At 73.9% G+C, this 23237-nt stretch carries 18 protein-coding genes, 2 tRNA genes and 2 pseudogenes; 18 read left to right on the forward strand and 4 right to left on the reverse strand.

The features are described 5' to 3' along the window. The first annotated feature begins 190 nt into the window (after positions 1-190). The 5 genes from G7075_RS00785 to G7075_RS00805 all read left to right on the forward strand — a co-directional run bounded on the left by G7075_RS00785 (position 191) and on the right by G7075_RS00805 (position 6494). On the forward strand, positions 191-673 hold the full coding sequence (locus G7075_RS00785) for a (2Fe-2S)-binding protein (RefSeq protein ID WP_166117930.1): 483 nt from the start codon (positions 191-193) through the stop codon (positions 671-673). After that, a complete protein-coding gene (locus G7075_RS00790) occupies positions 673-3153 on the forward strand; it encodes a xanthine dehydrogenase family protein molybdopterin-binding subunit (protein WP_166117931.1) in 2481 nt (826 codons plus the stop codon). The genes G7075_RS00785 and G7075_RS00790 overlap by 1 nt, the downstream gene beginning before the upstream one ends. Beyond that, entirely contained in the window at positions 3150-3998 is an 849-nt protein-coding gene (locus G7075_RS00795) for a xanthine dehydrogenase family protein subunit M (RefSeq protein ID WP_166117932.1), read from the forward strand. The genes G7075_RS00790 and G7075_RS00795 overlap by 4 nt, the downstream gene beginning before the upstream one ends. A gap of 7 nt (positions 3999-4005) precedes the next feature. Next, complete coding sequence (locus G7075_RS00800) at positions 4006-4758, forward strand: SRPBCC family protein (RefSeq protein WP_166117933.1); 753 nt, start codon at positions 4006-4008, stop codon at positions 4756-4758. Positions 4759-4820: 62 nt separating this feature from the next. Further along, positions 4821-6494 carry an FAD-dependent oxidoreductase gene (locus G7075_RS00805; RefSeq protein ID WP_166117934.1) on the forward strand — a complete coding sequence of 558 codons (1674 nt, stop codon included), beginning with the start codon at positions 4821-4823 and terminating at the stop codon, positions 6492-6494. Here the strand turns inward: G7075_RS00805 and G7075_RS00810 are convergent. Beyond that, entirely contained in the window at positions 6478-6765 is a 288-nt protein-coding gene (locus tag G7075_RS00810) for a hypothetical protein (RefSeq protein ID WP_166117935.1), read from the reverse strand. The genes G7075_RS00805 and G7075_RS00810 overlap by 17 nt on opposite strands. Before the next feature lie 83 nt (positions 6766-6848). On the opposite strand from G7075_RS00810, the gene G7075_RS00815 reads away from it, so the two are divergent. The 6 genes and pseudogenes from G7075_RS00815 (at position 6849) to icmF (ending at position 15106) form a co-directional block, all read left to right on the forward strand. Continuing rightward, positions 6849-7802 carry a GlxA family transcriptional regulator gene (locus G7075_RS00815; protein ID WP_166117936.1) on the forward strand — a complete coding sequence of 318 codons (954 nt, stop codon included), beginning with the start codon at positions 6849-6851 and terminating at the stop codon, positions 7800-7802. Positions 7803-7877: 75 nt separating this feature from the next. After that, on the forward strand, positions 7878-8579 hold the full coding sequence (locus G7075_RS00820; RefSeq protein WP_240917796.1) for a response regulator transcription factor: 702 nt from the start codon (positions 7878-7880) through the stop codon (positions 8577-8579). Next, on the forward strand, positions 8576-10063 hold the full coding sequence (locus G7075_RS00825) for a HAMP domain-containing sensor histidine kinase (protein ID WP_166117937.1): 1488 nt from the start codon (positions 8576-8578) through the stop codon (positions 10061-10063). Before G7075_RS00820 ends, G7075_RS00825 begins: the two co-directional genes overlap by 4 nt. A gap of 20 nt (positions 10064-10083) precedes the next feature. Continuing rightward, positions 10084-11270: pseudogene (locus G7075_RS22340) on the forward strand (DUF4153 domain-containing protein). A gap of 34 nt (positions 11271-11304) precedes the next feature. Next, complete coding sequence (gene aroQ, locus G7075_RS00835) at positions 11305-11745, forward strand: type II 3-dehydroquinate dehydratase (protein ID WP_166117941.1); 441 nt, start codon at positions 11305-11307, stop codon at positions 11743-11745. Positions 11746-11860: 115 nt separating this feature from the next. After that, on the forward strand, positions 11861-15106 hold the full coding sequence (gene icmF, locus G7075_RS00840; RefSeq protein WP_166117943.1) for a fused isobutyryl-CoA mutase/GTPase IcmF: 3246 nt from the start codon (positions 11861-11863) through the stop codon (positions 15104-15106). A 21-nt stretch (positions 15107-15127) separates the two neighbouring features. Here icmF and G7075_RS00845 read toward each other — a convergent pair whose 3' ends face one another. Beyond that, positions 15128-15715, reverse strand: coding sequence for a GNAT family N-acetyltransferase (locus tag G7075_RS00845; RefSeq protein WP_166117945.1), 588 nt, complete (start codon positions 15713-15715; stop codon positions 15128-15130). 89 nt (positions 15716-15804) lie between these two features. On the opposite strand from G7075_RS00845, the pseudogene G7075_RS22345 reads away from it, so the two are divergent. Together G7075_RS22345 and G7075_RS00850 are read left to right on the forward strand one after the other, a co-directional pair. Further along, positions 15805-16647: pseudogene (locus G7075_RS22345) on the forward strand (ABC transporter transmembrane domain-containing protein); the annotation flags it as partial. 164 nt (positions 16648-16811) lie between these two features. Beyond that, entirely contained in the window at positions 16812-19358 is a 2547-nt protein-coding gene (locus tag G7075_RS00850) for an ATP-binding cassette domain-containing protein (RefSeq protein ID WP_371814146.1), read from the forward strand. 10 nt (positions 19359-19368) lie between these two features. Here the strand turns inward: G7075_RS00850 and G7075_RS00855 are convergent, their stop codons facing one another. Next, on the reverse strand, positions 19369-20169 hold the full coding sequence (locus G7075_RS00855) for a deoxyribonuclease IV (RefSeq protein WP_166117947.1): 801 nt from the start codon (positions 20167-20169) through the stop codon (positions 19369-19371). A 22-nt stretch (positions 20170-20191) separates the two neighbouring features. Then, positions 20192-20992 carry a CPBP family intramembrane glutamic endopeptidase gene (locus G7075_RS00860; RefSeq protein ID WP_166117949.1) on the reverse strand — a complete coding sequence of 267 codons (801 nt, stop codon included), beginning with the start codon at positions 20990-20992 and terminating at the stop codon, positions 20192-20194. A gap of 115 nt (positions 20993-21107) precedes the next feature. Here G7075_RS00860 and G7075_RS00865 point away from each other — a divergent pair, with 115 nt between their 5' ends. The 5 genes from G7075_RS00865 (at position 21108) to rpmG (ending at position 23187) form a co-directional block, all read left to right on the forward strand. Continuing rightward, positions 21108-21869 carry an SDR family NAD(P)-dependent oxidoreductase gene (locus G7075_RS00865; protein ID WP_166117951.1) on the forward strand — a complete coding sequence of 254 codons (762 nt, stop codon included), beginning with the start codon at positions 21108-21110 and terminating at the stop codon, positions 21867-21869. Between the two features lie 16 nt (positions 21870-21885). Further along, a complete protein-coding gene (locus G7075_RS00870) occupies positions 21886-22638 on the forward strand; it encodes a helical backbone metal receptor (protein WP_166117953.1) in 753 nt (250 codons plus the stop codon). A 50-nt stretch (positions 22639-22688) separates the two neighbouring features. Then, a tRNA-Thr gene (locus G7075_RS00875) sits at positions 22689-22761 on the forward strand. A 52-nt stretch (positions 22762-22813) separates the two neighbouring features. Then, a tRNA-Met gene (locus G7075_RS00880) sits at positions 22814-22887 on the forward strand. Between the two features lie 132 nt (positions 22888-23019). After that, on the forward strand, positions 23020-23187 hold the full coding sequence (gene rpmG, locus G7075_RS00885; RefSeq protein WP_030526789.1) for a 50S ribosomal protein L33: 168 nt from the start codon (positions 23020-23022) through the stop codon (positions 23185-23187). Positions 23188-23237 lie beyond the last annotated feature (50 nt).

Genomic DNA, 23237 nt, shown 5'->3' on the forward strand with positions numbered 1-23237 from the left:
GCTTTCCTGTGAGCCGGCTGCTGGAAACCGCACGCGCACAACCGGATTCGACGACCGGTCGCGACCTTTCCTGCGGGGAAACCGCCAAGGGCCTGTCCGGTCGGGTGGTTCCGTCGAAGCCCTTGCCGACCGACGATGCGTGAAGCAAGATCACGGACACGACACGGATCCCTTCGCGAAGGAGTCACAGATGACTCGGATCACCGTCACCGTCGACGGCGTCTCCTGTACAGATGAGGTCGAGCCCCGGATGCTCCTCGTCCACTACCTCCGCGAGGTGGTCGGCAAGGTCGGCACCGTGGTGGGGTGCGACACGAGCAACTGCGGAGCCTGCACCGTCCACCTCGACGGGCGGAGCGTGAAGTCCTGCAACGTCCTCGCCGTCCAGGCCGACGGCCACGAGGTGACGACCATCGAGGGCCTCGCCACGAACGGCGAGCTGCACCCGATGCAGGCCGCCTTCCACGAGAACCACGCCCTCCAGTGCGGCTACTGCACGCCGGGGATGATCATGCAGGCCGTCGACCTGCTCAAGGAGAACCCGAACCCCTCCGAGGAGGAGATCCGGGTCGGCCTCGAGGGCAACCTCTGCCGGTGCACCGGCTACCACAACATCGTCAAGGCGGTGGCCGCCGTCGCGGCCTCGTCGTCCAGCGAGAGGAGCAGTGTCTGATGACCGCCGTCGACGACCGCCCCACCACCGAGGTCGGCAGGGACCGCCGCCGCAAGGAGGACCAGCGGCTCATCACCGGCCGCACCCGCTGGACCGACAACATCCAGCTCCCCGGCATGCTGCACCTCGCGATGGTGCGCAGCCCCTTCGCCCACGCGAAGATCCTCTCCATCGGCACGGACGAGGCCAAGGCCTCCACCGGTGTCGTCGCCGTGTACACCGGCGCCGACCTCGCCGACAGCCAGGGCGTCAACATCAACGCCTGGCCGATCACCCCGGACCAGGTCACCCCGACCCACCTCCCGGTCCCCGCCGACCGCGTCGCGCACAGCGGCGAGATCGTCGCCGTCGTCGTGGCGCGCACCGCGGCCCAGGCCCGCGACGCCGCCGAGCTCGTCGACGTCGACTACGAGGAGCTGCCGGCCGTCCTCGACATGAAGGAGGCCCTCAAGGACGAGGTCCTCGCCCACCCGGACTCCGGCACGAACAAGTCGGCCTTCTGGAAGCTCGACTCGAAGGAGCAGGGCAGCGGCGGCGACGTCGACGAGGCGATCGCCAAGGCCCGCCAGGACGGCATCGTCATCGAGCGCGAGTACCGCCAGCAGCGGCTCGTCCCCGCCTTCATGGAGCCGCGCTCCACGGTCGTCGACCCCACGGGCGAGCAGATCAGCATCTGGTCGGCCACCCAGGTCCCGCACATCCTGCGCTTCGCCATCGCCGCGACGATGGGCATCCCCGAGTCCAAGGTCCGGGTCATCGCCCCCGACGTGGGCGGCGGCTTCGGCGGCAAGCTGCAGACCACGCCCGAGGAGTTCGCGACCATCGCCGTGGCCCGCAAGCTCGGCAAGCCGTGCAAGTACACCGAGACCCGCAGCGAGACCATGGTCTCGGCGCACCACGGCCGCGACCAGTGGCAGAAGCTGACGCTGTCGGCCGAGAAGGACGGCACCGTCACCGGCCTCAAGGTCGAGCTGCTCGCCGACCTCGGCGCCTACGTCGCGATCGTCGGTGGTGGCGTGCCGGTCCTCGGCGCGTGGATGTTCAACTCCATCTACAAGTTCCCCGCCTACCAGTTCAACTGCCAGACGATCCTCACCAACAAGACGTGGGTCGACGCCTACCGCGGCGCGGGCCGGCCCGAGGCCACCTACGCCATCGAGCGGATCATGGACGAGCTCGCCGCCGAGGTCGGGGTCGACCCGATCGCGATCCGCGAGAAGAACTGGATCACGCACGACGAGTTCCCGTTCACCACCGTGGCCGGGATGACCTACGACTCCGGCAACTACGAGGCCGCGACCGAGAAGGCCCTCGAGCTCTTCGGCTACGAGGAGCTGCGCGCCGAGCAGAAGCAGCGGCGCGAGTCCGGCGACCCCGTCCAGCTCGGCCTCGGCGTCTCGACCTTCACCGAGATGTGCGGCCTGGCCCCCTCCCGCGTCCTCGGCTCGCTGAGCTACGGCGCCGGCGGCTGGGAGAGCGCCAGCATCCGGATGCTCGCCACCGGCACGGTCGAGGTCGTCTCGGGGGCCACCCCGCACGGCCAGGGCCACGAGACGGCCTGGAGCCAGATCGTCGCCGACCGCCTCGGCATCCCGTTCGAGAACATCGAGGTCCTCCACGGCGACACCCAGACCGCGCCCAAGGGCCTGGACACCTACGGCTCGCGCTCGCTCGTCGTCGGCGGCGAGGCGATCGTGCGGGCCGCCGACAAGGTCATCGAGAAGGCCAAGCCGATCGCGGCCCACCTCCTCGAGGCCAGCGTCGACGACCTCGAGTTCAGCGCCGGCCAGTTCACCGTCAAGGGCACCGACAAGGGCATCGGGCTCACCGACATCGCGCTCGCGACGTTCGCGGCCCACAACCTGCCCGACGGCGTCGAGCCGAGCATCGACGCGGACGCCACCTACGACCCGGTGAACTTCTCGTTCCCGCACGGCACCCACCTGTGCGCGATGGAGGTCGACACCGAGACCGGCGCCACGTCGATGCGCAAGTACGTCTGCGTCGACGACATCGGGACGATCATCAACCCGCTCATCGTCGAGGGCCAGGTGCACGGCGGCCTCGTCCAGGGCATCGCCCAGGCGCTCTGGGAGGGTGCGGAGTACGACGAGCAGGGCACGCTGGTGTCGGGCTCGTTCGTCGACTACACCCTGCCGACGGCGGCGGACACGATCAACTTCGTCAGCGAGCACACGGTCTCGCCGTCGACGACGAACACGTTGGGCACCAAGGGAGTCGGTGAGGCGGGCACCATCGCCTCGACCCCCGCGGTCGTCAACGCCATCGTCGACGCGGTGCGCCACCTCGGCATCGACGACATCCAGATGCCGTGCACGCCCGAGCGGGTGTGGAAGGCGATCCAGAGCGCCGGCTCGCACCAGGCGGCGGCCCCCGTCGCCGACGCGCAGCCGCACTTCGGTGACGACGCGCCCAACCAGGACCCGGCAGCCGGCTCGACGGACGGAGCAGCACAGTGATCCCCGCATCCTTCGACTACCTGGCGCCGACGAGCGTCGAGGAGGCCCTCTCGGTGCTCGCCGAGGCCGGTGACGACGCCAAGGTCCTCGCCGGTGGCCAGTCGCTCCTGCCCATCCTCCGGATGCGGCTCAACGCCCCGGAGAAGGTCGTCGACCTCGGCCGGATCGAGGCGCTGCGCGGCGTGCGCGACGGCGGCGACCACCTCGCCATCGGCGCGATGACGCCCTACAGCGACGTCGTCGCCAACGACCTGGTGCGCGAGCACGCCGGGCTCCTCGCCCGGGCGGTCGAGACCGTCGCCGACCCGCAGATCCGCCACCGCGGCACCCTCGGCGGCGCGTTGGTGCACGCCGACCCCGCCGGTGACGTCGGTGCGCCCGTCCTCGCCCTCGACGCGACGATGGTCGTCGTCGGGCCGGGCGGCGAGCGCACCGTCCCCGCCACCGAGTTCTTCCACGACCTCTTCGAGACCGCGGTCGGCGACGGCGAGCTGCTCACCGAGATCCGCATCCCGAAGCACACCGGGTGGGGCTCGGCGTACGAGAAGTTCGTGCGGGTCTCGCACCAGTGGTCGATCGTGGCCGTCGCCGCGACCGTCCGGGTCGAGGGCGGCTCGATCGCCGAGGCCCGGGTCGGGCTGACCAACATGGGCAACACGCCGCTGCGGGCCACCGCCGTCGAGCAGGCGCTCGTCGGGTCCTCGGCCTCCGGGCTCGCCGACGCGTGCGCCGCGGCCGCCGAGGGCACCAACCCGCCGAGCGACCTCAACGGCGACGCCGACTACCGCCGGCACCTCGCGACCGTCCTCACGCGGCGCGCGGTGCAGAAGGCCATGGAGGGCTGATCCCCGTATGCAGCTGACGCACGACTTCACCGTCCCCGCCGACGTCGACACGACCTGGCGCACCTTCATGGACCTCGAGCGGGTCGGGGGGTGCTTCCCGGGGGCCACGGTCACGGAGGTGTCCGAGGACGGCTTCGCGGGGACGGTGAAGGTCAAGCTCGGTCCGATCGCCCTGCAGTACAACGGCACCGGCCACTTCCTCGAACGTGACGACACGTCGCACCACGCCGTCATCGAGGCCAAGGGCAAGGACAAGCGGGGCAACGGCACGGCCGGGGCCACCGTGACCATCCAGCTGTCGCCCGACGGCACGGGCACCAAGGTCGACGTCACCACCGACCTCGCGGTCACCGGCAAGCCGGCCCAGTTCGGCCGCGGGGTGATGCAGGACGTCTCCGACAAGCTGCTGCACCAGTTCATCGCCTGCATCGAGGGCGAGCTCGGGCAGGCCGGCGAGGCGGCTGCGGCCCCCGCGGAGGCCGAGGGTGCCGCGCCGGTGGCGGAGGCGGTCACCGAGCCGGCGACCACCGAGCCCGCCCCGGAGGTGGCTGCGGCGCCGGCCGCCACGGCCGCGCCGATCGCCTCGGCGCCCACGCCGTCGACGACGCCCCGACCTCCTGCTCGGCCCGACTCCTCGGGTGACGACGACGCGCTCGACCTCGGTGCCACGGTGCTGCCGGTCCTCATCCGCACCTACGCCCCGTACGTCGTCGTCGGCGTCGTGGGCCTGGTCGTCGGGTGGCTCATCGGTCGCGGCTGACCGGCCGGGAGACGTCCCACACCGCGTCGGAACAAGTACCCCTGGGGGTATAGCATCGACGCATGCGGAGAGTCGTCATCGTCGGAGGGGTGGCCGGCGGCATGTCCGCCGCGACCCGGTTGCGCCGCCTCGACGAGGAGGCGTCCATCGTCGTCCTCGAGCGCAGCGGCCACGTGTCGTTCGCGAACTGCGGGTTGCCGTACCACCTCGGCGGGGTGATCGAGGAGCGGTCGGCGCTGCTGCTCCAGACCCCCGAGTCGCTCGACGTCCGCTTCGCCCTCGACGTCCGGGTGCGCCACGAGGTCGTCGGCATCGACCGGGCCGGGCGCACCGTGGCCGTCCGCGACCTCGCCCGCGGCACCGAGCTCGAGCTGCCCTACGACGTCCTCGTCCTCGCGCCCGGTGCCCGGCCGGTGGTGCCTCCGGTCCCGGGGATCGAGGTGGCCCGCACGCTGCGCGACGTCGAGGACCTCGACGCGCTCGTGGCCTCGGCGCGCGGCGCCGGGTCGGCGCTGGTCGTCGGGGGAGGGTTCGTCGGCGTCGAGGTCGCCGAGAACCTCGTGCACCGCGGGCTGGCCGTCACCCTCGTCGAGGCCGCGAGCCAGGTGATGACCCCGCTCGACCCCGAGATGGTCGCGCCCGTCCACGAGGTCCTGCGCGGCGCGGGCATCGACCTCGTGCTCGGGGAGTCGGTCACGCGCATCGACCCCGCAGGGGCGGGCCGGACGCACCTCGTCCACCTCTCCGGCGGGCGCACGGTGCCGGCCGGCCTCGTCGTCGCCGCCATCGGGGTGCGCCCCGAGACGACGCTGGCGGAGCGGGCCGGCCTCGAGCTCGGTCCGCGCGGCGGCATCCTCGTCGACGAGCGGCTGCGCACCTCCGACCCCGCGGTCTTCGCCGTCGGCGACGCGGTCGAGAAGCGCGACGGGCTCGACGCCTCCGCCGTCCTCGTGCCCCTGGCCAACACCGCCAACCGGCAGGGTCGGGTCGTCGCCGACGTCATCGTGGGGCGCCCCGGGCTCGACCGCCCGGTGCTCGGCACGGCCGTCGTCGGGGTGTTCGGGCTCGCGGCGGCCACCGTGGGGTGGAGCGAGAAGCGGCTGCGGGCGTCCGGTCGTCCGCACCGGGTCCTCCACACCCACCCGGGGTCGCACGCGGGCTACTACCCGGGCGCCGAGACGATGGCCCTCAAGCTGCTCGTCGACCCCGCGACCGACGCGATCCTCGGCGCGCAGGCCGTCGGGCGGGACGGGGTCGACAAGCGCATCGACGTCGTCGCCACCGCGATGACCGGCGGGCTGACGGCCGGTGACCTCGCCGACCTCGAGCTGGCCTATGCGCCGCAGTTCGGCTCGGCCAAGGACCCGGTGAACATGCTCGGGTGGGTCGACCGGGCCGTGGCCGACGGTGACGTCGCGACCCTCCAGTGGCACGAGCTCGACGACGCGCTCGCGGCCGGGGCCCACCTCGTCGACGTCCGCAGTGCCGAGGAGCACGCGGCCCGGCCGCTGCCCGGGGCCGTCAACGTCCCGCTCGAGCACCTTCGCACCCGGCGCGGTGAGCTGCCGGCCGGACCCCTGGTCGTCCACTGCGAGGTCGGGTTGCGCGGCTACCTCGCTGCGCGGGTGCTCGCGCAGCACGGGCGCGAGGTCCGCAACCTCGACGGCGGGTACCGCACCTGGTCCGCCGGCACCGCCGTGGCCCGGGAGGTGGCGCCGGTCAGCGTGCCGGCGTGACCCGCACGGGCCGACGGCCGTGGTGGCGCGCGGCCGAGGTGGTGGAGGTGCCCCGGGGTTCGGGCGCCGGGGTGGGCAGGGCGCGCAGGTCGGCGTCGAGCCGGCGGGCGTCGGCGTCGTGGTCGACGGCCCGGAGCCAGTGCGCGACGCGGCCGCCGTTGTCGAGGGACGCGCGCCGGTGGGTGCGCTCCAGGAGGTAGAGCACCGGGGCGACGAGCGCGCCGGCGGCAGCGAGGGAGGTGACGGTGTCGAGGATCTCTGTCGTGGTCATGGCACTAGATTGACGCTCATCGGCATCCTGCCACGAGTGGCAGATCTGTCTCTGGTCGCCAAGTTCCTGCCATACTGGGTGGCATGGCCCTGCGCACCGTCGCCGTGATCCTCCAGGAACCCGTCGCACTCTTCGAGTACGGCGTCCTCGCCGAGGTCTTCGGCATCGACCGCACCGACGAGGGCGTGCCCGCCTTCGACTACCGGGTGTGCTCGGAGGAGGACCGTCCGCTCGAGGCCCGCAACGGGACGACGGTGGGTGCGCCCCACCGGCTCGACGCCGCCGCCGACGCCGACCTCGTCGCGGTCCCGGCCTCGCCCGCCGCCTGGGACTCCAGCCCGGCCGTCCTCGACGTCATCCGCGCGGCGCACGAGCGCGGCGCCTGGATCATGTCGGTGTGCTCGGGCGTCTTCAGCCTCGGCGCCGCGGGCATCCTCGACGGACGCACCTGCACGACCCACTGGCGGCACGCCGAGGAGCTCGCGGCGATGTACCCGGAGGTGCACGTCGACCCCGACGTCCTCTACGTCCGCGACGGCAACGTCATCTCGAGCGCCGGCACCGCGGCCGGCATCGACGCCGCCCTCCACCTCGTGCGCCTCGAGCTGGGCGCCGGTGTCGCGGCGACGATCTCGCGCCGGATGGTCGTGCCCCCGCACCGCGACGGCGGGCAGCGGCAGTACGTCGAGCGGCCGGTGCCGACCTGCGAGGCCGAGAGCCTCGGGCCGGTGCTCCAGTGGATGGTCGAGCACCTCGACGAGACCTTCACCGTCGACGACCTCGCCCGCCGCGCGACGATGTCGTCGCGCACCTTCGCCCGGCGGTTCGTCGCCGAGACCGGCACGACGCCGCACCAGTGGGTCACCGACCAGCGCGTGCTGCGCGCCCGCCACCTCCTCGAGGCCACCGACCTGTCCGTCGAGGAGGTCGCGCGCGACGCCGGCTTCGGCTCCGCCGCGCTGCTGCGCCACCACTTCGCCAAGTGCACGGGCATCAGCCCCACGACGTTCCGCACGCAGCACCGCGTCACCGCCTGACCTTCGGCGCGACCTTCACACGATCTCCACACGGAGCCCCCGCGGGCTCCAGCCGGGCGGTCCTACGCTCGCAGCATGACCGAGGGGATGACCGCCGGCGCGCAGAGCGTGCTCGTCGTCGAGGACGAGCCGACCATCAACCGGGCCGTCACCGACCGCCTCCGCGCCGAGGGCTTCACCGTGCACCAGGCCTTCGACGGCCCGTCCGCCGTCGCCGCCTTCGAGGAGCACGACCCCGACGCGGTGCTCCTCGACGTGATGCTCCCCGGCTTCGACGGGCTCGAGGTGTGCCGGCGCATCCAGGCCGTGCGGCCCGTCCCGGTCCTCATGCTCACCGCCCGCGACGAGGAGACCGACGTGCTCGTCGGCCTCGGCGTCGGCGCCGACGACTACGTCACCAAGCCCTTCTCGATGCGCGAGGTCGTCGCCCGGCTGCGCGCCCTGCTCCGCCGGGTCGAGCGCGCCGCGGAGCTGGCCCGCACCACCACCCGGATGGACCTCGCCGGCCTCGTCGTCGACGCCGCGGGGCGCCGGGTGAGCATCGACGGCGCCGACGTGCACCTCACGCCGCTGGAGTTCGACCTGCTGTGTGCGCTCGCGGCCGTCCCCGGCACCGTCCGTTCCCGCGAGGACCTGATGCGCGAGGTGTGGGGCTGGGGCGACGCCGCCGGCACCCGCACCCTCGACAGCCACGTCAAGGCGCTGCGGGCCAAGATCGGGGCCGAGCGGGTGCGCACCGTGCACGGCGTCGGCTACGCGCTCGAGGTCGGCCGGTGAACCCCGACCGCCCGCTCGACGGCGTCACGTCGATCAAGCTCAAGCTCGGCCTGCTCGTCGGCGCCTCGGTCGTCGCGACCGTGCTCGTCGCCGCGATCGGCGACGGGGCCGGCGTGCCGTGGTGGGCGTCGCTCCCGGTCACGGCCGGAGCGGCCGTCGGCGTCACCCAGTGGCTGGCCCGCGGGATGACCTCGCCCCTGCGGGCGATGACCGAGGCCGCGCGGCGGATGGCGGTCGGCGACTACGGGCAGCGCGTCACCGCGACCTCCTCCGACGAGGTCGGCCAGCTGGCCCGCACCTTCAACGCGATGGCCGCCGACCTCGCCGGGGCCGACCTCGAGCGCCGGCGCCTCATCGCCACCGTGTCCCACGAGCTGCGCACCCCGCTCACCGCCCAGCGCGCGCTGCTGGAGAACCTCGCCGACGGCGTCACCCGCCCCGACCCGGACACCCTGCGCGCGGCCCTCGCCCAGGCCGAGCGGCTGAGCGCCCTCGTCGGCGACCTGCTCGACCTCTCCCGCATCGACGCCGGCGTGGCGCCCCTCGGCCTGGCCCCGGTGCGCGTCGGCGACCTGCTCGCGGCCGCCGTCGAGGAGGCCGGCGTCTCCGGTCGCCCGGTGCGGCTGCGGCACCGGGTCGAGCCCGCCGACCTCACCGTCACCGCCGACCCGGCCCGGCTCGCCCAGCTCGTGGCCAACCTCGCCGACAACGCCGTCCGGCACAGCCCGCCCTACGGGGAGGTGCGCCTCCACGCGCGCCGCGAGGGGGAGGACCGGTGGGTGCTCGAGGTCGGCGACGACGGCCCCGGCATCTCCGCCGCGGACGCCGAGCGGGTCTTCGAGCGCTTCGGCACCGGGTCGGACCAGGCCGGCGGCACCGGTCTGGGGCTGGCCATCGTCCGCTGGGTCTGCGAGCTGCACGGAGGCCGGGTCGAGGTCGTGCCCGCGACCCGCGGTGCCCTCCTGCGGGTGACCCTCCCCGTCTCGCCGAGCACCGAGCGCCCGACGCACCTACGCGAACAGCGCACTCCCACACCGCGCGTGACGACAACGGCCGTGACGACCGAGAGCACGAGCACGACCCCGTCCGCACCTGCGACCCAGGAGACCCCGATGAGCACCGCCGTCCCTCCCGCCTCCGCCGCACCCGCCGCTCCTCCCGTCCCGCCGACGGCCGGCCCCGTGGGCCCCTACGGCGGCGGCGGCCCCGGCCCGGTCGAGACCGCCCTGTCGCGGGTGTGGCCGGAGCCGGACCGCCGTCCGCGCGTCGGGGTCGTCGGTGCCGCGGCCGGCATCGGCCTGCTCGCCGCCCTCACCTGGCCCTACCGCGGCATCGGGCTGTCCACCTCGCTCGTCATGGTCGCCACGGGAGCCCTCATGTGGGTCGTCGCCCGCCACCGGCGCGACCCGTGGACCATCGGCGGCGGCGTGCTGGCCCTGCTCCTCGCGCTCGTGGCGACCCTGCGCGACGCGGGGGAGTCGTGACCCTCTCGGTGCTCGCCGGGGTGGCCGTCGCGGCCGCGGCCCTGACCCGCGCCCACGGCTTCCTCGCCATCGTCGCCAGCTGGGCGGCCTGGCCGCTCTCGGCGCTGCGCGGCCTGCCGCTGCTCGGGCGGACGATCTCCGCGACCAGCCGGGTGTCGGTGCTCTGGCCCGTGGTGCGCACGGTGGCCTTCTCGCTCCTCGTCCTCGTCGTCTTCGGCGGGCTGTTCGCCACGGGTGACGCGGTGTTCGGCTCGTGGGCCTCGGCCCTCGTGCCCGACCTCGGCTGGGACACGATCGTCCTGCGCGGCTTCCTCTTCGTCCTGGTCACCGGTGTGGCGCTGACGGGGGCCTACCTCGCCCTCAACCCGCCGAACGCCGACCGGGTCGTCCTGCCCGAGGGCGGCGCACCCGGCCGGTCTGGGAGTGGGCGGTGCCCGTCGGCGTCGTCGTCCTGCTCTTCGGCGGCTTCCTCGTCGCACAGGCCTCCGCGCTGTGGGGTGGCGACGCCTACCTGCGACGCACCACCGGCCTCACGCACGCCGAGTACGTGCACCAGGGCTTCGGCCAGCTGACCGTGGCGACGGCCTTCACCGTCCTCGTCATGTCCCTGACCCTGCGCGTCACCTCGCGCGAGAGCGCCCGCGACCGGCTCGTCGTGCGCCTCCTGCTCGGCGCGCTCGGCGTGTTCACGCTCGCGGTCGTCGCCTCCGCGCTGTACCGGATGTCGCTCTACCAGGACGCATTCGGCTACACGGTGTTGCGCGTGTTCGTCGACGGCTTCGAGCTGTGGCTGGGGCTGGTCGTCCTCATGCTCCTCGGCGGCGTGCTGGGCCTGTCCTGGCGCTGGGTGCCCCGGGCCGTCCTCGTGTCGGGGGCGCTCTTCACCCTCGGGTTCGCCGCGATGAACCCCGACGCGTGGGTCGCCGGGCAGAACATCGACCGCTACGAGGCGACCGGCAAGGTCGACACCCTCTACCTCTCGACCCTCTCCGCGGACGCCACGCCGGTCCTCGCCGAGCGGCTGCCGAAGGAGATGGCGGCCTGCGTCCTCGCCCGGCCCTCCTCGAGCGGTGCGGGCAGCCTCGGGCTCGACGACGACGGCCTCTCGTGGAACCTCGGCCGCGCGCGGGCGGCGGACGCCCTCGTCGGGGTCGGGACGGTGCCGGCCGGGTGCGAGGGCTACCTCACCGACACGTACGAGCGCTGACGGGGTGCCGGCCCCTGGTGGCATGCTCGGCGGCATGGACGACCGCACGGTGCTCGTGCTCAACGGGCCGAACCTCAACCTCCTCGGCGAGCGAGAGCCGGAGGTCTACGGCCACGACACGCTCGCCGACGTCGAGGCCCTCTGCGTCGCCGAGGCCACGCGGCACGGCCTGGTCGTCGACTTCCGGCAGAGCAACCACGAGGGCACGCTCGTCGACTGGGTGCAGGAGGGGCGCGCCGGGTCGGCGGGCATCGTCCTCAACGCCGCCGGCTACACGCACACCTCGGTCGCCCTGCGCGACGCCCTGTCGGCCTGCCGGGTGCCGCGCGTCGAGGTGCACATCAGCGACATCCACGCGCGCGAGGAGTTCCGGCACTTCTCGTACCTCACCGACGTCTGCGACCACCACGTCATCGGTCACGGGGTCGCGGGGTACGCCGAGGCCATCGCCTGGCTCGCCGGGCGGCGGGCCTGACCCGAGCGGTCGTCGACGCGTCGCAGGTCACCTCCCGACCGGGCGGCTGGTGACTTCTCAGTAGGTACTAGGACGTCCTAGTATCTCGGGAACACCCCGAGCGAAGGACCCACCCATGGCAGCGCAGCCGAGCGACCAGGGGCTCCACGTCCCGACCCACCCCGTCCGGATCGTCACCGCCTCCGCCCTCTTCGACGGCCACGACGCCTCGATCAACATCATGCGGCGGATCATGCAGGGCCAGGGGGCCGAGGTCGTGCACCTCGGGCACAACCGCTCGGTGCGCGAGGTCGTCGACGCCGTCATCGACGAGGACGCCCAGGGCGTCGCCGTCAGCTCCTACCAGGGCGGGCACGTCGAGTACTTCGAGTACCTCGTCGAGCTGCTCCGCGAGGCCGGCGCACCCCACGTGCAGGTCGTCGGGGGCGGCGGCGGGGTCATCGTCCCGGCCGAGATCGCGCGGCTGCGGGAGGCCGGCGTGACGATCTTCAGCCCCGAGGACGGACAGCGCCTCGGCCTGCCGGGGATGGTCAACCAGGTCGTCGCCGCGTGCGACACCGACCTCTGGGAGGTCGCGCCGACCACCGTCGAGGCCGTGCTCAGCGGCGAGCGCGGTGCCGTCGCGCGGGCCGTCACGGCGGCCGAGACCGGTCACCTCTCCGACGCGATGCGCTCCGAGCTCGAGCGCGCGGCGGCCGGACGCACCGTCCCGGTCCTCGGCATCACCGGCACCGGCGGCTCGGGCAAGTCCAGCCTCACCGACGAGCTCGTCCGCCGCCTGCGCGTCGACCAGCAGGACAAGCTGCGCATCGCCTGCGTCGCGGTCGACCCCACCCGCCGGCGCGGGGGAGGGGCCCTGCTCGGCGACCGCATCCGGATGAACAGCCTCGACGGCGACCGCGTGTACTTCCGCTCGCTGGCCACCCGCGGCGGACGCGAGGTGCCCGAGGCCCTCGGCGACGTCATCACCATCCTCAAGGCGGCCGGCTACGACCTCGTCGTCGTCGAGACCCCGGGCATCGGCCAGGGCGACGCCGCCATCACCTCCTACGCCGACGTCAACCTCTACGTCATGACGCCCGAGTTCGGCGCCGCGAGCCAGCTCGAGAAGATCGACATGCTCGACCTCGCCGACGTCGTGGCCGTCAACAAGTTCGAGCGCCGCGGGGCGATGGACGCCCTGCGCGACGTCGGCCGCCAGATGGTGCGCAACCGCGAGGCGTTCGGCAAGCGCCCCGAGGACATGCCGGTCTTCGGCACCTCGGCCGCGACGTTCAACGACGACGGCGTCACCGCTCTCTACCAGGAGCTGCGCGCGCAGCTGGCGGGCGCCGGGCTGTCCGTCGCCGAGGGCACGCTGCCCGCGGTCGACGTCCGGCACTCGACGATGCTGCGGCAGGTCGTCCCGCCGCAGCGGGTGCGCTACCTCTCCGAGATCGCCGAGACCGTCCGCGGCTACCACGCCGAGACCGAGCGCTGGGCCGATGCCGCCCGACGGGTCCAGCGGCTCGGTGACGCCCGTGAGGCGCTCGCGACGGCCGGCAAGGACACCGCCGACCTCGACGCCCTGCTCGAGGAGGCGCGTGACGCGCTGCCCGCGGCCGTCCGCCGCCAGCTCGAGCAGTGGCCCTCGGTCGTCGAGGCGTATTCGGGTGACGAGCAGGTGGTCACGGTGCGCGACAGGGAGATCCACACCAAGCTCGTCCGGGAGTCGCTCTCCGGCAACCAGATCCGCCGTGTGTCCCTGCCGCGGTACAGCGACGACGGCGATCTCGTGTCGTTCCTCCGCCGCGAGAACCTCCCCGGCGTGTTCCCCTTCGCCGCAGGCGTCTTCCCCTTCAAGCGCGACGGCGAGGACCCGGCGCGGATGTTCGCCGGCGAGGGCGACCCGTTCCGCACCAACCGCCGCTTCAAGCTCCTCTCCGAGGGCCAGCCGGCCACCCGCCTGTCGACCGCCTTCGACTCCGTGACGCTCTACGGCCGCGACCCCGACCGTCGCCCCGACATCTTCGGCAAGGTCGGCACGTCCGGCGTCTCGGTCGCGACCCTCGAGGACATGAAGGCGCTCTACGACGGGTTCGACCTCACGTCGCCCACGACCAGCGTCTCGATGACGATCAACGGCCCGGCGCCCACCATCCTCGCGTTCTTCCTCAACACCGCGATGGACCGCGAGATCGAGAAGTGGGTGCAGGAGAACGGCCGTGAGCCCGACGACGCAGAGCGTGACGCCGCCCGGGCCCGCGCCCTGGCCACGGTGCGCGGCACGGTGCAGGCCGACATCCTCAAGGAGGACCAGGGCCAGAACACGTGCCTGTTCTCCACCGAGTTCAGCCTGCGGATGATGGCCGACATCCAGGAGTGGTTCATCGAGCAGAAGGTGCGCAACTTCTACTCGGTCTCGATCAGCGGGTACCACATCGCCGAGGCCGGGGCGAACCCCATCAGCCAGCTCGCGTTCACCCTCGCCAACGGGTTCACCTACGTCGAGGCCTACCTCGCCCGCGGCATGGACATCGACGACTTCGCGCCGAACCTGTCCTTCTTCTTCAGCAACGGCATGGACCCCGAGTACACGGTCATCGGCCGCGTCGCCCGGCGCATCTGGGCGGTCGCGATGCGCGAGAAGTACGGCGCCAACGAGCGCAGCCAGAAGCTGAAGTACCACGTGCAGACGTCGGGTCGCTCCCTCCACGCCCAGGAGATGGACTTCAACGACATCCGCACCACGCTCCAGGCGCTGACCGCCATCTACGACAACGCGAACAGCCTGCACACCAACGCCTACGACGAGGCCGTCACGACCCCGTCCGAGGAGTCGGTGCGCCGGGCGCTGGCCATCCAGCTGATCATCAACCGCGAGTGGGGCCTGGCGATGAACGAGAACCCGCTCCAGGGCTCGTTCGTCGTCGACGAGCTGACCGACCTCGTCGAGGCCGCCGTGCTCGCCGAGTTCGACCGCATCTCCGAGCGCGGGGGAGTCCTCGGCGCGATGGAGACCGGCTACCAGCGTGGCCGCATCCAGGACGAGTCGATGCTCTACGAGCACCGCAAGCACGACGGCTCGCTGCCCATCGTCGGGGTCAACACCTTCGTGCGCCCCGACGCCGAGGTCTCGCCGAAGGAGGTCGTGCTGGCGCGCGCCACCGAGGTCGAGAAGGAGGGGCAGCTGGCCCGGGTCGAGGCGTTCCGCGAGGGGCACCGCGACGAGGCCGAGCTGGCGCTGGCCCGACTCAAGGAGGCGGCCACCCACGGCGAGAACGTCTTCGCCGTGCTCGTCGACGCCGCGCGGGTGTGCTCGCTCCAGCAGGTGACCGAGGCATTCTTCGAGGTGGGCGGGCAGTACCGCCGCAACGTCTGAGGCGCGCTCGGCCGGCGTGGGTCAGGCGCCGAGGTGGTGGCGCACGACCCGCCGGCGGAGGGTCGGCGAGGCGTGCACCTCGTACCCGGCGTCGAGGAAGACCTGGAGCAGGCCGACCGACGCCTCGTCCCAGATGACCGTCTTCCCCGGCGGCGGCTCGGTGGGGTAGCCCTCGAGCACCCGGGCATTCACCTGCCGGCCGTACTCGACGGTGGCCGCGGCCAGCTCGTACATCAGGCCCTGGCGCCGGAAGCCCTTGCGCACGACGAAGCAGGTGACCGACCAGATGCCCTCGGCGTCGGGGTCCATCCGCATCCACGGCTGCTTCCGGGCCCAGATGCGGGGGTACTCCTCCCGCGGCTCGACGGCGACCCAGCCGGCGGGCTCGCCGTCGACGTACCCGACGAGGCCGGAGGTGGGCCCGTCGGTGCCGCAGCCGGTCTGCGCGACGAGTGCGGCCTCGCGCTCGTCCTGCGTGGTGTCGCGCCAGATCCACCCCGGCGCCTTGAGCGCCTGGCAGCGGCACTTCCGGGCGCCGCCGGCCTCGAAGAGGGCCTCGACGTGCTCGGGGGCGGCCTCGTTGGCCGGGCGCCACGTGAACTCGGGCATGGCGCGACCCTAGCCCCGGGCACCGACGGCCGGGGGCGAGCGGGAAACCGAGGTGCCGGGCGTCGGTGCGGCGACGTAGGTTTCCCCCGATGGGGACGACGACCGTGACGCCACCCACCTCGCCCGCCGTCGCGCCGGCCGGGGTGCGTCCCGTCGCGCCCGGGCGCCGGCTCGACCTGCGCCGGCTGCGCGGCTGGCCCACCGGGTGGGCCCTCGTCGCCTCGGCCACCGGCGCCGTCGGGCGCACCCTCGGCACCGTGGTCGCGGGCCTGCTCGCCGCGAACCCGTCCACCCGGCTCGTCGGCCTGCTCGCCCTCTGCGTCGTCGGCGCGGCCGTCCTCGACACCGCCGGGCGCACCGTGTGGGCCGCGGTCGTCGACCGCGCCGAGGGCCGGCTGCGCGACGACCTCGTCGACGCCGCGCTCGGCCAGCCCCTGCACGCCCTCGGCGAGCAGGCGGTCGGGGAGGTCCTCGACCGCGTCGACGCCGACACCCACGACGTCGGCGCGATGCTGCGCCGGCAGGTCTGGGACGCCCTGCGCACCGTCTTCGCCGCCGTGCCGATGTGGGTCGTCGCCGGGCTCACGTGGTGGCCGGCCTGGGCCCTCTTCCCGGTCGCGGCCGCCGGCTCCTTCCTCCTCGTGCGGCGCCTGCTGCCCACCATCGCCGAGCGCAAGGTCGTCGAGGAGATGGCCTGGACCGACCACGCGGCCGCCCTCGAGGAGGGCGTGACGGCTCGCGACGACCTGCGCACCAGCCTCGGGCAGTCGCACGTCGTCGCCCGGCTCAGCGGGCTGTCCGCCCTCGTCCACGAGCGCTTCCGGCAGGTCATCGACCTCCAGGTCCGGGTCACCCGGCGCACCGGCCTGCTCCTCTACGGGATGCTCGCCGGCACGCTCGTCGCCGGGGTGGCGATGGTGGCCGGCGGCGGCCTGTCGGTCGCCCGCCTCGTCACGCTCTTCCTCGTCACGAGCACCTTCGTCGGCCAGGTCGACCAGATGGCCCGGCACCTGCCCGAGCTGCAGGCCGGCCTCGGGCCGTCACCCGGCTGCGGCAGCTGCTCGGCGCCGAGCCCGAGCCGGACGGCGGGCTTCCCGTGCCGGCCGGCCGGCTCGACCTCGAGTTCCGCGACCTCGACTTCGCCTACCCCGAGGGCGGGTTCGCGCTGCGGCACGTCGACCTCCGGGTGCCCGGCGGCCAGACCTGCGCCCTCGTCGGCCGCACCGGGTCCGGCAAGTCGACCCTGGCCTCGCTCGTCTCGCGGGCCGTCGAGCCGGCGCCGGGCACGGTGCTCCTCGGCGGCGTCGACGTGCTCGACCTCGACCTCCAGCAGCTGCGCGCCGCCGTCGGGGTCGTCACCCAGCGCACCGAGATCCTCGCCGGCACGCTCGCCGAGAACATCACCCTCTTCGCCGCGCTCCCGCGGGCCCGGGTCGAGGCCGCCGTCGCCCAGCTCGGCCTCGACGACTGGGTCGGCGCCCTGCCCGAGGGCCTTGACACGCTGCTCGGCCCCGGTGGCACCGCGCTGTCCGCCGGCGAGGAGCAGCTCGTCGCCTTCGCCCGCCTGCTCGTGCGCGACGTCGCCGTCGTCGTCCTCGACGAGGCGACGGCCCGGATGGACCCGCTCACCGAGGCGCTCGTCGTCCGGGCCGCCGACCGCCTGCTCACCGGACGCACCGGCATCCTCGTGGCGCACCGGCTCTCGACCACCCAGCGGGCCGGCCACGTGGCCGTGCTCGACCACGGGCGGGTCGTCCAGCAGGGGTCGCGCGCCGAGCTGGCGCACGCCGACGGTCCGTTCCGCACCCTCCTGCTGGCCAGCGGCGACGACCTCACCGCCGCCGCCGACGGTCCCTCGTCGTCCGGTGACGCGTCGGCTGCCGCCGTGGGCGCCGCGGTCGCCGGTGCGCGCCGGGCCGGTCCGCCGCCCGAGCTCGCCGACCCGGGGGAGGGCCCCTCGCTCGCGCGCGGCATCCTCTCCGCCCTGCTCGTCCGCCCGCGCTGGGGCGTCTGGCCGGCACTGCTGTTCCTCGTCTCGGCCCTCGGCGGGGCGTTCGGCGCGGCCACCGGGTTCGTCTGGGGACGGGTCGTCGAGCACCTGCGCTCCGGCGCCGGCGGCGACACCGAGACGGTCGTGCTCACGGCCCTGACCGCCGTCTCGGTGCTCTTCGCGCCCCTCGTCCTCGTCGCCGCGATGCGCCGCTACCCCCGCTGGTGGATCGAGGTGATGCTCCGGGTCCGGATGTCCGTGCTGCTCGGCCAGACCCGCCAGCACCGCCTCGAGCGCACGCCGGCCGGCGAGGTCGTCGCCCGCTCGATGGACGCCGACCGGTATGCGCTCTACGCCGACCGCTGGGTCGACTTCCTCAACGGGCTGGCGATCGTCGCCGTCACGGCGGCCCTCGGCGGCAGCCTGCTCGCCGGCGGGGTGCTGCTCGCCGTGCTGCTCGGGGCGGCGCTGGCCTCGGCCGTCGGGCGGCCCATCGCGGGGCGCTCGGCAGCGGAGTCCTCACGGGCCCGGGCGCGCTTCGGGCGGGCGGTCGTCTCCGTCCTCGAGTCCGCGCGCACCGTCAAGCTGGCGGCCGCCACGCCGGCGGCCCACGCCCACCTGCGCCGGGTCGACGCCGGCCGGGTGCGGGCCGCGGTCTTCGAGCACCGGGTGCAGGCCGTCCTCGACGGCGTGCCCATCGTCATGGTGCAGGCCGGGGTGGTCGCGGCCTGGGCCACCTACGTCGTCGGCGGCTGGGGCCTGGCCACCGCCATCCTCGTCGCGGGGGCGGTCAACGGCTTCGACTGGTTCGGCCGGGTCGCCGGGGCCGTGGTCACCGAGGCGCCCGGCACCCGCTCGTGGCAGCGGGCCACGAGCCGGCTCGCGGGCGGCGTCGACCTCGTGCGCCTGCCGGCGGGCATCGACCTCGTCGAGGGCACGGCGCCCACGGCCGAGGTGCCGAGCCGGGTGCCGCTCGAGGAGCTGCGACTCACCGGAGTCGGCGCGGTCCACGACGACGGCACGCGCGGCGTCGAGGGGGTCGACCTCACGGTGCCCGCCGGCGAGCTCGTGCTGCTGCTCGGGCAGGTGGGCTCCGGCAAGTCCAGCCTCCTCGGGGCGCTCGCCGGGCTGCTCGAGCACACCGGCTCGATCACCTGGAACGGCGTCGAGGTCGAGGACGCCGAGGTCTTCCTGCGCCCCGGGCAGGTCTCGCACGTGGCCCAGGTCCCCCGGGTGCTCTCGGGCACCTTCGCCGACAACGTGGTGCTCGGGCACGGGCGCACCCTCGGCCCCGCGATCGCCGACGCCCGCCTCGACGAGGACGTCCGCGAGGCCGGGGGCCACGACGCGCTCGTCGGCCACCGCGGGGTCCGGCTCTCGGGCGGGCAGGTGCAGCGCCTCGCGCTGGCCCGTGCGCTGGCCGCCGAGACCGAGCTGCTGCTCGCCGACGACGTCTCGAGCGCGCTCGACGCCGCCACCGAGGTCGAGCTCTGGTCGGGGCTGCGCGCCCGGCACACGACGGTCATCGGGGCGACCTCGAAGCGGGCCGCCCTCGCCCAGGCCGACCGGGTCGTCGTGCTCGTCGAGGGGCGGGTCGCCGCCGTCGGGCCGTGGCGCGAGCTGTCCGGCCGCTGGGGTCACCTGGCCGGCTGAGGCCCGGCGCTCAGGCGTCGGCGTGCTCGCGCAGCCAGTCGATGTCGGCGCGCTGGCCCTCGGTGCCGCCGGGCGTCTCGACGACCACCGGCGCCCCGGCCTCGCGCACGACGTGGGCGATGTCGGCGCCATCGATGTGCCCGGACCCGAGGTTGGTGTGGCGGTCGGCGCCGGAGTCGAAGGTGTCGCGGGAGTCGTTGCAGTGCACCAGGTCGACGCGCCCGGTGATGGCTCGTACCTTCTCGACGACGCTGCCGAGGTCGTTGCCGCCGGCGTGCGCGTGGCAGGTGTCGAGGCAGAAGCCGACGGTGTCGCCGCCCTCGGCCCGGCCGATGGCCTCCCAGAGCCGCTCGACGGCCTCCAGCCGGCGGGCCATCGCGTTGTCGCCACCGGCGGTGTTCTCGATGAGCAGCGGGACGGGCATCTCGAGGCCGTCGACGCACTTGCGCCAGTTGTCGAAGCCGACGCCCGCGTCCTCGTCCTTGCCGAGGTGGCCCCCGTGGACGACGACCCCCTTGGCCCCGATCTCGGCCGCCGCGTGCAGGTGCTGCTGGAGCAGCTTGCGCCCCGGGATGCGGATGCGGTTGTTCGTCGCGGCGACGTTGATGGGGTACGGCGCGTGGACGTAGAGGTCGATGCCGGCCTCCTCCGCCGCGGCCCGGAGCGCGGCCGCCCCGCCGGCGTACTCGACGACCGGACCCTTGTAGCTCTGCGGGTCGCCGAGGAAGAACTGGCTGAGGGTGGCCCCGCGGGCGAGCGCCTCGGCCACCGGGTCGGCCTGGTCGACGTGTCCTCCGATGCGCAGCGTCACGGCCCCCACGCTACGGCCCGGCTCACGACGGGTACCACCCCGCGACGACCGCGAGCACGAGCACGACGAAGAACCCCTCGATGCCGTGGACGACGACGCCCATCCAGAACGAGCGGTAGCGGGCCGCGGCCCAGGAGATGCCGAACGACGAGAGCAGCACCGAGGGCATCGTCCCCACCCGGTGCACGTGGTACAGCCCGAACAGCACGGTGTTGGCGACCCAGTCCCACCGCCCGAAGGCGCCCCGCATCCGGGGGAGCAGCAGGCCGCGGAAGACCAGCTCCTCCCCGAGCACGTAGTTGAGGACCGAGCTGACGACGGCCACCCCGAGGATCCACCACTGCCCGGCGAACTGCCGGTCGGCGAGCACCGCGACGTCGGTGTACCAGGCGGGGGTCACCGCAGGGATGGCCCGCACCCATGCGACGTCGAGCGGACCGGCGAGCAGGCCGCCGACGGCGTTGACGCCGATCGCCGCGACGGCCCACCACCAGAGGCGGCGACGGGGACGCCCCGTCCGCGGGTCGCGGGGGCCGTTGGCGCGGATCCGCCGGGCCAGCGATGCCCGGGAGAGGCCGCCCTCCGCCGCGAGCAGGACCGTCGCGACGACGAGCTGCCAGGCCATCCCCACGACCATCGCCAGCCAGAACACCAGCCCCGGGTGGAGGTCCACGCGCGGGATCGCCCACGGCGTCACGACGAACGCGAGCAGGCCCATCGGCACCGTGACGACGGCCCACACGCCGAGGATGCGGGCCAGGGACCACTGGGGGATGCCCTCGTCGACGTCGACGGGCGGCGGGGTGGTCTGCGAGAGCGTCATGGCCAGAGACTGGCGGCGGCGCCGTCGCGGCGACCATCGGGGTCGACCCCGACCGGACCCCCGGCGCCCCTGACCGCCACCGGAGGGCCCGGCCTGCGGTGGCAGGATGACGGCCATGCAGATCGCCAACACCTCCGCCCTCGTCACCGGCGGTGCCTCCGGGCTGGGTGCGGCCACCGCCGCCGCCCTCGCCGCGGCCGGCGCCCGGGTCCTCGCCCTCGACCTCCCCGACGCCTGCGCCGCGGGGCCGGACGTCCCCGGGGTCTCCTACGTCCCCACCGACGTCACCTCCGAGGCCGACGTGCGCGCGGCCGTCGACGAGGCCGCCGGTGACCCCGAGCGACCGCTGCGCGTGGTCGTCAACTGCGCCGGCATCGGGCCGTCGGCGCGCATCCTCGGGCGCAAGGGCACCCACTCGATCGACCTGTACCGGAAGGTCCTCGAGGTCAACCTCCTCGGCACCTTCGTCGTCATGACCGTCGCCGCCGAGGCCATCGCGGCCACCGAGCCCGACGCCGAGGGCCAGCGGGGCGTCGTCGTCAACACCGCGAGCATCGCCGCCTACGACGGCCAGGTCGGCCAGGCCGCGTACGCCTCGAGCAAGGGCGGCATCGTCGGGCTCACCCTGCCGGCCGCCCGCGACCTCGCGCAGTTCGGCATCCGGGTGGTCACCATCGCGCCGGGCATCGTCGAGACGCCAATGCTCGCCACGGTCTCCGACGACTTCCGCGCCGGGCTGGCCGCCGGGGTGCCGTTCCCGCAGCGGCTCGCCCGCCCCGAGGAGTACGCGAAGCTCGCCCTGGCGATCGTCGACCACGACTACCTCAACGGCGAGGTCATCCGGATGGACGGCGCGCTGCGGATGGCCCCGCGCTGACCCCGCCGCCCTGCTGATGCCCCTCCTCGACGACCTCGGCGCGCCGGTGCCCCTCGCGGGCCCGGCGCGCCGCGTCGTCTCGCTCGTCCCTTCGCTCACCGAGGCGCTCGCCGCGACCTGCCCGGAGCGGCTGGTCGGCGCCACCGACTGGTGCACCCACCCCGCCGACCTCGACGTCACCCGCGTGCGCGGCACCAAGAACCCCGACCTCGCGGCGGTCACGGGCCTGGCGCCCGACCTCGTCGTCGCGAACAAGGAGGAGAACCGCGAGCTCGACGTCAGCCGGATGCGCGAGCGCGGCCTGGCCGTCTGGGTGACCGACATCGAGACGGTGCCGCAGTCGCTGGCCTCGATGCGGCGGTTGTTCTCCGAGGGGCTGGGCCTCGACGAGCCGCCGTGGCTGGTCGAGGCCGCGGCGGCCTGGTCCGGTCCGGTCCCGGAGCCACGGGCGCGGGCCGTCGTCCCGATCTGGCGCGACCCGTGGATGGTCGTGGGCCGCCCGACCTTCACCGCCGACCTCCTCGCGCGGGCCGGCTTCGAGGTCGTCATCGGGGGAACGGAGGGACGCTACCCGCACGTCGACGTGGGCGCGCTCGACGACCCGGACGTGGCCGACGTCGCGCTGCTCCCGGACGAACCGTACGAGTTCACGGCGACCGACGGACCCGAGGCCTTCACGCGCGTGCCGACCCGGCTGGTCTCCGGCCGGTTGCTCACCTGGTACGGACCGGCCCTCGTGGAGGCCCGGATTTCACTCGACCGAGCGTGACCGTGTAGTGTCTCCGTCGCGCTCAGGGGTGGTTTCCAGCCCTCGCGCGCGCCCCCTTAGCTCAGTCGGCAGAGCGTTTCCATGGTAAGGAAAAGGTCGTCGGTTCGATTCCGACAGGGGGCTCTGGTCCGCCCGGAGCCCAGCTCCCCGAGAGGGGTTCCCGGTCGTTCCCCAAGGCGGGGTAGCTCAGCTGGTTAGAGCGCACGACTCATAATCGTGAGGTCGCGGGATCGAGCCCCGCTCCCGCTACGCATCGGTCGCGATTTCCCGGGAACACCGGGGTCGCGTACCCTGTTGTGCTGGTGCCGCGCGTGGGCTTGAGTCCCTCGCCCGCGCCGCATCCCGAGATCCACCACCGTTTTCCGAGAGCAGGTTGCCCCCATGGCCAAGGCCACCGACGTCCGCCCCAAGATCACCCTGGCGTGCACGGAGTGCAAGGAGCGCAACTACATCACCAAGAAGAACCGGCGCAACGACCCCGACCGGCTCGAGCTGGCGAAGTTCTGCCCGCGCTGCAAGAAGCACACCGCGCACCGCGAGACCCGCTGACGCTTCCACCCGCGTCACCCGACGAGGCCGCCCGCACCCACCCGGTGCCG

The sequence above is a fragment of the Phycicoccus sp. HDW14 genome, assembly GCF_011383005.1.
Classification (GTDB): Bacteria; Actinomycetota; Actinomycetes; order Actinomycetales; family Dermatophilaceae; genus Phycicoccus.

Coding starts and splice junctions, on each gene's coding strand:
- G7075_RS00815 (WP_166117936.1), top strand. CDS start 6,849: ATGGCCCTGCGCACCGTCGCCGTGATCCTCCAGGAACCCGTCGCACTC.
- G7075_RS00785 (WP_166117930.1), top strand. CDS start 191: ATGACTCGGATCACCGTCACCGTCGACGGCGTCTCCTGTACAGATGAG.
- G7075_RS00800 (WP_166117933.1), top strand. CDS start 4,006: ATGCAGCTGACGCACGACTTCACCGTCCCCGCCGACGTCGACACGACC.
- icmF (WP_166117943.1), top strand. CDS start 11,861: ATGGCAGCGCAGCCGAGCGACCAGGGGCTCCACGTCCCGACCCACCCC.
- G7075_RS00860 (WP_166117949.1), bottom strand. CDS start 20,992: ATGACGCTCTCGCAGACCACCCCGCCGCCCGTCGACGTCGACGAGGGC.
- G7075_RS00870 (WP_166117953.1), top strand. CDS start 21,886: ATGCCCCTCCTCGACGACCTCGGCGCGCCGGTGCCCCTCGCGGGCCCG.
- G7075_RS00810 (WP_166117935.1), bottom strand. CDS start 6,765: ATGACCACGACAGAGATCCTCGACACCGTCACCTCCCTCGCTGCCGCC.
- G7075_RS00805 (WP_166117934.1), top strand. CDS start 4,821: ATGCGGAGAGTCGTCATCGTCGGAGGGGTGGCCGGCGGCATGTCCGCC.
- G7075_RS00820 (WP_240917796.1), top strand. CDS start 7,878: ATGACCGAGGGGATGACCGCCGGCGCGCAGAGCGTGCTCGTCGTCGAG.
- aroQ (WP_166117941.1), top strand. CDS start 11,305: ATGGACGACCGCACGGTGCTCGTGCTCAACGGGCCGAACCTCAACCTC.
- G7075_RS00845 (WP_166117945.1), bottom strand. CDS start 15,715: ATGCCCGAGTTCACGTGGCGCCCGGCCAACGAGGCCGCCCCCGAGCAC.
- G7075_RS00790 (WP_166117931.1), top strand. CDS start 673: ATGACCGCCGTCGACGACCGCCCCACCACCGAGGTCGGCAGGGACCGC.
- G7075_RS00865 (WP_166117951.1), top strand. CDS start 21,108: ATGCAGATCGCCAACACCTCCGCCCTCGTCACCGGCGGTGCCTCCGGG.
- rpmG (WP_030526789.1), top strand. CDS start 23,020: ATGGCCAAGGCCACCGACGTCCGCCCCAAGATCACCCTGGCGTGCACG.